The following is a 13,283-nucleotide window of genomic DNA, read 5'->3' on the forward strand; positions in this document are numbered from 1 at the left end:
ACCATGGCGCTGTTCGGGGACGAGCAGATGGAGGCCGCGCTGGCCGAGCTGGTCCGCACGGACGAGCTCGCGGCACGCATCCTGCGGGAGAGCGAGCAGATCACTCAGCAGACCAGCGACAAGAACAAGATCCTCACCGTGATCGTCGGTGGGCGGGGCGAGCTGCGTGAGATCAGGTTCCGCGGCGACGCCTACCGCGAGCTGGCCCCGGCGGAGCTCGCCGACGTGCTGGTGAAGACCATCGAGCAGGCTCGCCGGACGGCGCAGCAGCGCGCCCTCGCGGACGCCCAGCAGCTCATGCACCAGATGCCGGCGGTCGCCGGCGACCTGACGAGCCTGGCGAACGCCGAGGACTTCGCGCAGGAGCTGCTCGACGTCTTCACCCGCAACCAGGCGAGCGCCAACCTGCGCTCGGCCGTCGCGGACGACCGGGCCGACCGTCCCGGCCGGGACGGCCGGTCATGAGCGACGGCACCATCCGGCACGACGGTGACTCGATCGCGACGAAGGTTCCGCTCCTGGTCGCCTTCCAGGGCGACATGGTCGCGCTCGCCCAGTTCCTCGACCAGACGCTCGGCCAGTACAAGTTCGTCGACAACCCGAAGGACGAGCTCTCGAAGCTCGCGCAGATGACGTTCGAGCAGATCATGGCCGCGTTCGGGCAGATCTACGGCGCGCTGGGCGAGGCGGTCGGCCTGCAGGGCGACCGCCTGAACACGGTCCGGGGCATCGGAGAGGGGACGGAGGCGGGCGCCGCTGGCCACGCGAGCGGCTGGGCGCCCCCCGGCGGGGGGCACCGGGGCTGAGAGCCGTCCGGGTGCCGCACGGCACGTAGCCGCAATCCGTACGCCGCGCTTCGTAGGCCGCAGGCCGCAGGCGGAGCGCACGCCGCCAGGGGCCGGGCTGGACCGTCGCGCGAGACCGCCCGACGAGCTGGGGAAAGGGAGGGACGACGGGTGTCCGACTCCTGGGACGAGGCGGTCTACGCCTTCACTGGAATGCGGGTACCCGACGCGAAGCCGCCCCCGATGTGGGCGCTGGCCGACAAGCTCGAGGACGCCTCGAGGACGGTCATCAACCAGCTCTCGCCCGAGCTGGCCCAGATCGTGCGCGGCGTGCAGGCGACCGTGCACGACGGCGGGGGCCGCAAGTTCGTCTCGCAGACCTCGAAGTTCGTCATCGACGAGCCGAAGCTGCTGCCCGTGGCCGGCGGGTTGCTGGAGACGGCGGCGCAGTCGCTGCGGCAGCAGGCGCTGCAGATCGACTACACGACCAAGCTCGGTCGCGTGATGTTCGTCTTCATGCAGATCCAGCTCGCGATCGCCGCGATCGAGGCGGCGTTCGGGATGGGTCCGGAGGCGGTCGAGCGGATCGCGACGACGCGCTCGATCATCCGCAGCGTGCTGTCCGCGGCAACGGCGAAGACGGCCGCGCACATCCTCGGCATGCAGATGCTCTTCATGCCCGGCTCCTCACTGATCGCGCAGCTCTGGCAGATCATCGAGGGCCGGCGCAAGGGCGGCCTCGACGGCGGCGAGATCGGCCACATGTCCCTCTACGCCCTGGCCGGCGCGGGAGCGACCTTCGGCGGGCTGCCGTTCATGAAGGGCCTGTCGAACAAGTTCGACGACCTCCTGAAGAAGGCCGGTGTCGCCGACGGCATCGACAACCCGCTCGCCGGGATAATCAACGCCTCCGGCATCTCGGTAGCGCTGGAGACCGGCGCCGGCATCCTCGCGGCCGGGCTGGTGGACGGCACCTGGAACCTGGCCCATGCAGCCGACGACGCGCTGTCCGGCTTCGTCGAGGGCAGCACCGAGTACGCGGCCGGCAAGGCCGGGAAAGGCGCGCGCGGTCTGGCGAAGGGCGGCAGAGCCGACGTGCCTGACGTCGACCTGCCCGACGTGGACGGCGCCGCCGCGGCCCCGCCCCCGGGCGCCGGCCCGGGCACCGACACGTCCCCGGGGCCGGGCCCGGGTGCCCCCGGCGGCGGGAAGCCCGTGCCCGTGCCGGTGGTGACCCCAGCCCCCACCTCGCAGGGAGGCCCGGTGCCCGGCCTGGGCACCGGCGCCGGGCCCGTGGTGCCGGGCGACCCGTCCAGTGGTCCGGACCTGGTCGGCGACCTCGACCCCGTCGTGGTGGCCGGCGCCGAGGCGTCCACCGGCACTGGCTCGCCCAGCGACATCGAACGGCGCCACGAGAGCGGCCCGTCCCTCGAGACGGGCCGGCTCGGTGGTGGTCCCGGCGCGCTGCCTCGCCCGGGCTCGCTCCCCGGCATCGACCTGCCAGGTGGCGATCTCCCCGGCGCTGATCTGCCCGGCGACACCGGCAGCGTGCTCGGAGCGGACCGGGACGGCGACGACGTGCGCGGCGACGCCTCCACCGACGTGTCCGAGGTGGAACAGTGGAGCGACTGGGACGGCGACGACGCATCCTCCGTGACCACCGCTCCCGAGGTGGGTGGGGACGAGGCGCTGGGCGACGGCGACCCTGACCCGTTCCCGCTCGGCAAGCCCGCCCCGCCGGTCCCGGAAGCACAGGGCTCCGCGGGCGCGGTCCCGCTGCTCGCACCGCCCACCGATACCGGGACGGATGCCGGTCCCGGACGCGCCGCGATGGGCCCCGCCGCGCCCGCGCCGTCGGGACCGGCGCTGTCGGGACCGGCACCGTCGGGCCCCGGCTCACAACCGGGCCTCGCACCGCCGGGCGCCGGCCCGCAACCAGCTCCGGACCTGACCGAGGGCGCGGCCCGGCCGGCCCTGCCGCCCACCGGCCCGCTGGCCACGCCCCCCACCCTCGTGCCCGCGCTGTCCGGGGCCGGCCCCGCGTCGCCCTCGGTGCCGCCCCCGCACGCCACGCCCGCGGCCCCACCGGCCCCACCGGCTCCGGCGGGGCCGGGATCGGCGGCGCCCGCGGCGCCCCCATCGCCCCCGCCCTCGAACGCGACATCGTCCGCGGCACCGGCGCCGTCATCGTTCCTGACACCGCCGCTGGCGGACGACGTGGCGGAGGAGCCGGGCGCCCCGGTGCCCGGTGGGTGGGCCGCGCAGACCCGTCCGGACATCGGGGCGTGGCTGGAATCAGTGGTGGCCGCCACCGACGGACCCGCCGGCATGGAGGGGCCGGACCCGCTCACCCCACCGGAGCAGCAGCCGGTGCCGCCCGCGCCGCCGCCTCCGGCCGCCGCGCCGCCGCCTCCGGCCGCCGCGCCGCAGCCGCTACCGGCCGCGCCGTCGAGCCCGTCGGACCCGTCCGCCGCACAGCCCCTCCCGCCGACGCGCCCGCAGGACGCGGACGCGCCGTCCGGCGTCGTGCCGCCCGAGGCCGGCCCGTCGGAGCCGGCCGATGGCACCCCGCCCCCCGGGCCGCTGACCACCGACGAGGCGTTCGTCGTCGGCACGGTGCGGCTGGAGCTGGGGCGTCGCCCCGGGGGGCCGCGGTTCGGCGACGACGAGATCCTGGCCGCCTACGAAGGGCTGCGGGCGGCGCCGGGCAACCGCCTCCGGACGGTGCGGGACCTGGCGGTCGATATCGCCGCCGTCCTGCGGGGCGAGCCGCTGCCACGGTTGCGTGGCGGGGCGCCCGCGCCGCCGACGGCCCCGGCGGGCGGAGGCGGCGCGGCCTCCAGCGCGGCAGGCGGCCCGTCGAGCGGCGCCGCGCCCGGGCCGTCCGGCACCCGGCCCGGGGCTCCCGATGCCGGCCGGCGCCCCGGGGCGGAGGGCCTTGACGATGCCTTCGGCACCGTGTTGGGCCCGAAGGAGGTGAAGGCGGGGGAGCGGGACGATCAGGGTGAGCTGCGGCTGAATCCGCTGTGGACGCCGTTGGAGGACCTGTCGGGGGCGGTGCTGGACGCCAGCCCCGAGGGCGCGCTGTGGCAGTACTCCGTCGACGAGCAGGGCCGGGTTTTTCTGGGTACCGAGGAACCGTCGTCGGTGATGTCGCAGGCCCAGATCGATGACCTGTTCGCGGGTATGTCGGCGAAGGACCCCGGGCTGACCCGTGAGGCTCTGATGGAGAGCCTGACGATGCTGGGGCATCCGACGATCGTCGCGAGCTTCGATCCGGTGACGGGTGCGACGCGGGTGGTGCCGGCGCGGATCAGTGGTGAGTTGACGCGGGTGAACGGCGTCTGGACGATCAACGACAAGTCCGGGCGGTACATGAGCAAGAAGGTGCGGGGGGAGCCGGCTGGGGAGGATCTGGTCCGGTGGATCGGCAATGTGGCCGACGCGATGTCTGCCCAGTTCGGGATGCCCGTCGCGACGCAGATCCTCAAGCACGCCGCCCCCGCCCCGCCGGTGGCATCGGCAGTGCCCGCGGTCGCGCCGGCGGATGCCGGCCCGCCGCCCGGCATTCCTGCCGAACCCGACCCTGGTCCCGTGCTGGACGCTCCCGCCGGCGGCCCGTCCGTTTCCGACGCGGGGCCCGGCCCGGATCCGGTTCTGGATCCGGATGTGATCACGGAGCTGGGGGCGGATGCCCCCGTGCTCGACGGGGGGGTGCCCGGCGACGACGCGGCGGTGGACGAGGTTCCCCGGCGCGCGGACGAGGCCGAGGTGTTGCGGCTGGTGCGGGCGGACCTGACGGCCCGGCCCGCCGCCGCGGTCTCGGACGCGACGATCCTGAGCGCATACCGGGATCTGCGCGCGTCCTCCGTGCACGGGTCAAGGCTCGTGCACGACCTGGCCGGCCGGATAGCCGCCGATCTGCGCGGCGAGCCAGCCGGCCGGCTGCTGGGCGGCGCGACCGCCCGCTCGCCGGCGCCGTCGCCGCAGCCCCCGTCACAGCGGCCCTCGTCCGGTCTGCCGCTGTCCGAGCTCTCGGTGGACGAGGCGTTCGTCGTCGCGACGGTGCGGCTGGAACTGGCGCGCCGGCCGGGCGGAGCGCGGTTCGGTGACACGGAGATCCTGGCCGCATATCAGGGCCTGCGGGCGGCGCCGGGCAACAGCCGTCGCACGGTACGGGGCCTGGCGGTGGACGTTGCCGCGGTCCTGCGGGGAGAGCCGTTGCCGCGAGTGCGTGGTGGTGGGAACACCTCGTCGTCCCAGCCGGACGGTGCGGACGGGCCGGCGGAGGAGTTCGAGCTGATGCCGCTCGCCGGACCCTCGGGAGGCGGTCCGGCGTTCGGCCCGCCGCCGACCGGGCCACAGGTCACCGACRCACCCACGCTCGCCGCACCCGCGCCGGTCGATCTGGATCAAGAGTTTGGGGAGGTGTTGGGTCCGAAGGAGGTGAAGGCGGGAGAGCGGGATGATCAGGGTGGGTTGCGTCTGAATCCGTTGTGGACGCCGTTGGAGGGTTTTTCGGGGAAGCATTTGGAGGGGGCTCCGGAGGGGGCGTTGTGGCAGTACGCGGTTGCGGAGGACGGCCAGATCTTTCTGGGTAGTGAGGATGTCCTGTCGGTTGTTCCGGAGTCGGAGATCGACGAGTTGTTCGGGTGGTTGTCGAGTAAGGATCCGACGCTGACGCGGGCGGAGTTGGTTGATCGGTTGCAGATGCATGGTCATCCGACGATCGTGGCGGGTTTTGATCCGGTGACGGGTGCGACGGTGACGGTGCCGGCGCGGATCAGTGGTGAGCTGAGTCGGGTGGATGGCGTCTGGACGATTAATGACAAGTCCGGGCGTTATATGAGTAAGAAGGTGCGGGGGGAGCCGGCGGGGGAGGATCTGGTTCGGTGGATCGGTAATGTGGCGGATGCGATGTCGGCGCGGTTCGGGGTGCCGGTCGCGACCCAGATCCTCAAGCACGCCGCCCCACCGGCCCCCCCGCCTGTCGTCCCGGAGCARCCGCCGGCACCTGAGCAGCCGCCGATGGTGGAGCAGACGCGGCCGCGGCCCCCGGCCGATCGGCAGGCGCCGGCGCCGCCACCACCACCGCTGCCGGAGCTGGAGCCCTTCGGTGACCCGCCGCCGTACCCGGGCCCGTTGACCGGGGCGACAGCCGGGCCCAGCGCGACCGCCGGGCCCGTGCCGTGGCCTGCCGGGGCCGTGGGTCCGGACACGGGTAACCAGGCCGACGTGATCACGGAGCTGCCTGCCGACGCGCCCGTGCTCGATGGCGGCCTGGCAGCGGCGGACCCGCCGCGGGACTGGGCCGAGACCGAGGCGCTGCGGATGGTGCGGGCGGACCTGGCGCGGCGCCCGGCCGCCCAGGAGGTTGCGGACGCGGAGATCCTGCGCAGGTACCGGGATCTGCGGGCCTCGCCGCTGCACCGGTCCGGCCTGGTGCGGGATCTCGCCGGGCGGATAGCCGCCGACCTGCGTGGAGATCCGGTCGGCCGGCTTCGCGGCGGCGGGAACCTGCAGTCCCGGCCCGAGGCCGAGCCGGCGGCGACCCCGCCCGGCCTGGAACTGGGCCCCGTGCCGGACCTCCCATCCCGGCCCGCTCCGCTGCGGCCGACGGCGCCGGCGCCAGTAGCGCCGCGCCCGGCCGCGCCCGTCGTCGCCGAGGTGCAGGCCGTGGAGGCACACGGTGAGCTGACGCTCCCGCACGGTGGCGCACCCCTCGGCCTGGTGCCGACCGGGACCCCGTCGACCAGGACGCCGTCGAGCTCCGCGCTTCCCTCGAACACGCTCCCGTCGAACATGGGCCCGCCGAACACGACTCCGACGGGCGCGGCGCCGTTGGATCCGGCGCCGTTGGATCCAGCACCCCTGGATCCGGCCTCGCCTCAGGCGCCTGTGCTGGCGCCAGCGCCGGCCTCGCGGCCCCAGCCGAACCTGGAGGAGCAGTCGGACGCGGAGCCGGACCCAGGGCCAGCGCCGTTGGAGCCACCGCCGTGGGAGCCACCGTCGTTCACCGCGTCTCTGTTCGCCGCACCGCTGCCGGTCGGGCTCCCGTCGCCCGTCGACTCCGCCGCGGTGAACGACGTCGCCACGGCTCCCACCACTCCCACCACCCCTGTGACCCCGACGGTCCCGACCGCGCCCGTCGGGATGGCCGCGCCACCGTCGCCCGGGCGGCCGACCCTCACCGAGCAGACCGTGCCGGAGCCACCGCCCGACGTGCTGCCGACCGTTCTCTCCTCCGTCCCGCCGTCCCCGCCGCTCGCCGAGGCGGCCGCGTCCACCGAGCAGCCGCCCCCGCTCGCCCCGGCCCCACCGGTACCGCCCACGATGCCCCCGAGGGGAACGGTCCCGGACACCAAGCCGGACGCGAAGCCAGAGCCAGAGCCGGAACCGAAGCCAGCCGCTCCCGAGCCCAGCAACGCACCGCCCGAGCGGCTCAGCCGGCACGGGCGGCTGAGCGCGTCGGACCCGGTGATCCATCTGGATCCGGACCGCAGCGCGCTGTTCACCTGGCTTCGCGACAACCTCCAGACACGTTTGGGCGACACCTGGCCGGGGGTCGAGGCCGACCTGCTGGACTTCCTGAACACCGACACGCTCAAGCCCTGGCTCACTGGCATGACCCGCGGCGACCGCAGGAGCCGGACGATCAGGCGCGGCGGCTGGACCATCACCGTCACCCTGGACGCCAAGGTTCGCGACTTCCACCGCACCGGCACGCCGAAGGCGTTCGAGGCCGAGGTCGGCACGGAGTCGTTCGGCACCGGCGGCGGCCAGCACGAGAAGGGGGCGACGTCCACGGCCGGCACGCAGGGGAAGGCGGAGGTCGGCGGGTTCCGGTGGTTCGGGTCACTGGCCGGTACCTGGCGGCGGGCACGGGGCACCGACGCCACCGGCCGGGGCAGGGTCGCCGCCAAGGCGAAGATCGTCGAGCCGACCGCGCTCTACGACGGCATCACCGATCTCGGTGTCTCGCTGACGCTGAAGCAGCATGGCCGGCGTCGCCCGGCGCCCGCGCGGCGGGAGTTCCCGATCGGCACCCAGATCGGCGTCCCCGTGGCCGACAGCCCGGACGCGGACGGCAAACCGGTGCCGCCGACGGCCCACTACGTCCCGCCGCAGCGGATCCAGGACGACCACCGGTTCGGTTCCACCGACGTCGTCCTCGACGTCTTCCCGCTCGTCCCGGACGGCATGGCGGCGATGCGCGACACCCGTGGCATGGAAGGTGTCCTCGACGGGCAGGACGCCGTCGGCAGGGAGGTCTACGGTGACTCCTGGCCGCTGGTGAAGAAGGAGTTGCTCACCGAGGTCGACCTGGACTGGGTGCAGCACCGGATGCGCGGCATGATGTCCGGCTCCCCGATCAGCGTGAAGCTCGTCTCGACGAAGGGGCGGGTCGAGGTCACGGCCGAGGTGACGGGCCTCGACCACCAGCGGGCGACTGCCCGTACGGAGTTCAACAGCGGCACCGAGACCAGTTTCTCCGCCAGCCAGACGGCGACGGCCGGCGACGAGCTGAGCGCCTCGCCAGGCCAGCTCGTCGGCAGGTTCGCCGGGTACGGCGAGGTCTCCGTGCCGACCCTGTTGGGCGCCGCCCGGGAGGGTGGGGTCACCCGCGAGATCGTCACGACCTCCGGGATGGCCAACAAGACCAAGAACGATGACGGGCAGAAGTTCGACGGCACCGTCCGCCTCACGTTCCGTTTCGTCGGCGCCGACATCACGCGGACGGGCACCGCCGACCTCGGCACCAGTGCGCTGATCGAGACGGCTGAGGCCGTGCGGGTCGACGAGCCGACGCCATGGCAGGCATCCGCCCCGGCCACGGTGCCCGTCCCCGCCGGCGAGACCTCGACCGCCGGCGACGCCACGGCGACGCAGCCCGGCGACAGCATTCCCGCGCCGCCCACTGACAGCGTGCCCAAGGACAGCGCGCCCGCGCCCGTCCCGCCACGGGACGTGCTCGTTCCGCCGCAGCGGCTGTTCGGCACCGGGCCGAACAACGGGCTGCGCGACACCGACACCGTCCGCGACCTCTACCGCCTGGAGGAGGCCCACCGGCAGCTCGACATCGCCGGCCGGAGGTTCTTCGGCAAGCGGACCTGGGCCGGCCTGCGTGACGAGGTCCTGGAGTGGTACAGCATGGAGCGGCTCGCCGCGAACCTGGGCCCGATGACCCGCGGTGCGCCGCTCGGCGGTCCCGAGTTCAACCAGCGGTTCCTGCCGCGCGGCAGCTACGTGGAGGCCGGGGCGCAGGTCAGGTCCGCGCGGTTCCGCCGCACTGCGGACACCGAGCTCGCACCCGTCAATCAGGTCAGGACGCAGAACATCCGGCGGCGGCAGAACTTCTGGCTGACCGAGATCACCGGCATGATGGGCGGAGCCGCGCCCTTCCCGGGCGGTGACGTCGCGCCGCAGCTTGGCGGCGGCGCCCAGTACCGGTCGCGCAGGGGCTGGCGCGCGCTGCTGTCCGGGAAGACCGTCGCGAGTGCGAAGTTCCCGTCCCAGGTCGGGATCTACGACTCCGAGGTGGAGCTCACCTTCACCTTCGGCGCCCGTGGCCGCCGGTTCCCGTTCAGCYTCGTCCCGAAGCGGACCGTCACACGGCAGGCCGCCGCCGCCGCGGAGATCTCCATCCCGAGCGGCGAGGGCTACCTGTTCCCGTCCTCGACGACAGCCCTGCCGGAGATCACCTCCGGGGGCCATCAACGGCTGCTGGACACGCTGCAGGCCGAGCAGCTCACTGGGGGTGACAGCCCGAGGACGGTTCAGCCGACAGGACGGCTGGCGCGCCCCGCGCCGGCCCCGGCGGCCCCGGCGGCCCCGGAGACCCCGGCCCCGGAGACCCCGGAGACCCCGGCGGCCCCAGCGACCCCGGCCCCGGAGACCCCGAGCCCGGGCGCGGTCCCGGCGGCACCCGGGGAACAGCGCCAGACCCGGCCGCCGGAGCGGGCCGACCGGGGGCGGATCGGCGTCAACGACATCGTGCTGTCGATGGGATCGGACGAGCAGGCGGTCATGCGGCGGGTCGAGAACGACCTGCGCCGTTGGCTGCCGCGTTCGTGGACGGCGAACGAACGGCGGCTGAGCCCGCGCCTGGGCGGTGCCGGGCTGCGCTCGCGGCTGCCCACGCTGTCCGGTGGGGAGTCGGTGAGCGTCCCGGTCGGCGGCCGGCTGGTGCGGGGCAAGGCCGTCATGCGTGCCGGCGTCGGGCCGCTGGAGTTCCAGGAGGTCCTCAAGGACGTCGAGATGGAGAGCGGCACCGAGTCCGGCCACCTCACCGGGCAGGAGCCGGCCTCCAGGGTCCGGCGCATCGGCCAGTTCATGGCCCGGGTGCGGGCGCCCTGGGCAACCATCAGCGCCGTCGGTACCCACAACCGGGACCGCACCAACGCGCAGACCAACCTGCACGGCGGCGGCATGATCGCCCGCGGCAAGACCGTCGACGACGGCGCGCTGTTCAACGGGACGGTCGACGTCACCGTCGACTACAAGCTGCGGCTGTTCGGCGTCATCCCGCTGCGGCTGGCGCCCGCGCAGGTGTCCCTGCCCGACGTCAAGATCATATTTCCGGCGTGGGAGACCCGGGCGCGCCAGCCCGACGGCCGCGCCGAGCGGCAGAGCCCGCAGCCGGCGTTGCTCCCGCCGCGCCGCATCCAGGAGGAACGCCGCCTCGGCTCCTCGGACCTCGTCCAGGACCTCTACACCCCCGAGCGCACCCGGGGCGGCCGGCCAGAGGGCGTCGACGGCCTGCTGGCCGACCTCGACGCGGCCGGGCGGGCGACGTTCGGACGGCGCCGCTGGAAGGGCGTTCCCGGCATCCGGACGGGGGGCCGCGACGCCGTCCGCACGGAGCTGTCGATGACCCGGCTGCTGCACGAGTTCCCGGGCATGTCCGCGGGCGGGAAGATAGAGATCGCGGTGCCGGGTGGACGGGTCTTCCTCACCGTCGCGTCGGTGGGTGACCAGACCCAGGAGCACGGCGGCCTGCGGCACGTCGGCAACACCTCGGCCACCGAGTTCAACAACGGTACCGACCAGCTCAGCGTGCAGGCGGGCGCGTTCGGCAAGGTGCCGTACGAGACGTCGCAGAGCACCCAGGTCCAGGTGCGCGGGCTCGTCACGATCGACCCGACCGGCGTGGCGCCGGTGCACGGGCGGGTCGGCCCGGCGGTCGTCGCGCAGTGGGGGACCGACCAGTCCACGACCCCGGCGACGGTGCTGCGCTCCGGGGTGACGACGAAGAACAAGGTCCCARGCGCGGTGTTCGACGGGCCCGCGCTGCTGCGCTTCGAGCTGCACCGCGACCACCACCTGCCCCGGATGGTGCGCCGCAGCGGGCGGTTCGGGCTGCGGTGGAACCACGGGTCATGGTGGTCGAGCACGGGCGCGTCGCAGACCGGGGCCCGGGTCCGACTGCTCGTCGAGCGGTCGGAGGCCGAACCCGCCACGGCGCCGACCGTCCCGGACGGGCCGAAGGCGCCGTCGGAACCACCCGGACCGCACCGGCCGCCCGCCCCGCCGAATCCGGTCCGGCAGGACACGACGTCGTCGGTCCTGTCGCTGCCGTCGCTGTCGGGCAGCCCCGCCCCGCCGAGCCGCGTGTGGGCCGAGAACGGCGGGCTGCTGGACACCGACGTGGTCCGCCGCATCCCGGACACCAGCGGCCTGCAGTCGGCTCTCGACATCGCCGGCACGCGGCTCTTCGGCGCCGACGACTGGGGCAAGGTCCGGGCACCCGTGCTGTCGTCGTTCGGCAACGCGGGCCTGGAGTCGGCGCTGCCGAGCATGACCCGCGGTGCGCACGGCCCGGTCACGGACCTGCTGAACCACCTGTTCGCGGGCGCGGCGTCGGTGACGGCCAACGCCGAGGTGCTCTACCTGAGCCATCAGGGCACCGCCAAGAAGGCCGAGCTCAACACCTCCAACGAGGCGGGCAGGCAGAGCACCCGGCGTGAGCACGTCTGGGGCGCCTGGGGCCTGCAGGTGTGGGGCGGCATCGCCGTGGACCACGGCATCAAGGAGACGGGAACGTTTGACGTCTACGCCGGCGGGGGCGCGACCTGGAAGAACACCGACAGCTACGGCTCGGGTGGCCGGGTCGTGGACAGCGCCAAGTTCAGCCGGCCCACCGCGAACTTCGCCGGGTTCGCGAAGATCGACATCACCCTCACCCGCGGCTCCAGGACCGAGACCATCACCGTCACCGTGCCGGTCGAGCTGGGCTTCCCGCGCGACGAGCTCACCGCAAGCTACGACCCGACCCTCGTCCAGGCCACGGTGCAGACCGGCGCCGACGGCTCCGAGGTGCAGTGGTTCGGCCCGACGGGGATGGTCCTGCCCGGAGATCCCGCGCCCGTGCGTACGCCGCCGGTGGCGTGGGGCTCGCCGCCGGGGGAGTCGCCGGTGTCCCAGTCCCCGGTGTCCCAGTCGCCGGTGTCCCAGTCCCCGGTCCTCCCACCGCTCGCCGGGCCGCCGCTGGCCCAGGATCCGGCCTCGTCGCTCTCCTCGCCGTCACTGCCGCCGCCCTTGCTGCCCCTGCAGGCGGAGGCGCAGCCCCCCGGGCCGCCGCTGCCGGTGCCGTCCGGGCCCGCCGTCACGGCGGCGGCGCAACGGCCGCCGATCAACGTGCTGACTGTCGACGGCGGCACCCGGACGGTGCACGAGGTGCGGGGGGACGGCGAGTGCTTCTTCACCTCGGTGCTCGCGGGCGCCGCCACCCAGCACCCGGGGGCGCCGCTCGGCGCACTCACCGTCGGTGACCTTCGTGCGCACACCCTCGCGTGGTTCACCGGGTCCGCGGGGACGTCGATGCGCCGGTCCCTGGACCTGCACCTCGACCAGGACCTGCGGGACCGGACCGTGCAGGCGATCCTGCCCGGGCTGACGACCTCGGACCTGCGTTATGTCCTGACGGGCAGCACCGCGAACGGGAACACGTCGGCGGCGCGGCTGCGCCAGGAGATCACCGGGCTGCTCGGGCGCCCGGCCGAGCACGCCAATCCGGCCTGGGGTCGTCTCCTTGAGGTCCGCCAGGTGATGACGAACGTGCCGGACCTGGCACGGCTGTTGCGGATGCCGCCCAGCGCGGCGGCCACCGAGGCTCTGCGCCGCCGCGACCTGTGGAACACCCCGTTCTTCGACCACGTCCCCGACATCGTGGCCGCCGCCGCGGCGGTGAACGTGGTGGTCGTGACGAGCCGGCCGAACCGGTCGCTGGAGGTGACCAGCCTGCATCCGGGCTCGGCCCAGGAGCCGCGGCCGTCCGTGTACGTGCACTACAACGGCGTGAACCACTACCAGGCGATGAACTGATCATCCCGGCCCGGGCAGGCGCCTGGGCCGGCCGGGCGGTGCCACCGCCGGGTCGTCGTGAACCGCCGGGCCGCCGGCCCCGTGTTGGAGACAGCGGGTTCGGTTCCCCGCGCCGCCCGCGCCGGGAACGGCGCCGACGGGCGGGGCCGGGTCCCGCCGCCACGACGGAAGGAG

Annotated in this window: 3 protein-coding genes; all 3 read left to right on the top strand. The window is 74.3% G+C overall.

Annotated features, from left to right (window positions below):
• Positions 1-3 precede the first annotated feature (3 nt).
• The 3 genes from CC117_RS26690 to CC117_RS26700 all read left to right on the top strand — a co-directional run bounded on the left by CC117_RS26690 (position 4) and on the right by CC117_RS26700 (position 13,109).
• Positions 4-465, top strand: coding sequence for a YbaB/EbfC family nucleoid-associated protein (locus tag CC117_RS26690; RefSeq protein WP_071088915.1), 462 nt, complete (start codon positions 4-6; stop codon positions 463-465).
• Positions 462-806, top strand: a complete 345-nt coding sequence (locus CC117_RS26695; protein WP_071088918.1) for a hypothetical protein — start codon at positions 462-464, stop codon at positions 804-806. The genes CC117_RS26690 and CC117_RS26695 overlap by 4 nt, the downstream gene beginning before the upstream one ends.
• 150 nt (positions 807-956) lie before the next feature.
• A complete protein-coding gene (locus CC117_RS26700; RefSeq protein WP_071088920.1) occupies positions 957-13,109 on the top strand; it encodes a hypothetical protein in 12,153 nt (4,050 codons plus the stop codon).
• The last annotated feature ends 174 nt before the right edge of the window (positions 13,110-13,283 follow it).

It is taken from the genome of Parafrankia colletiae (assembly GCF_001854655.1).
In the GTDB taxonomy this organism is placed as follows: domain Bacteria; phylum Actinomycetota; class Actinomycetes; order Frankiales; family Frankiaceae; genus Parafrankia; species Parafrankia colletiae.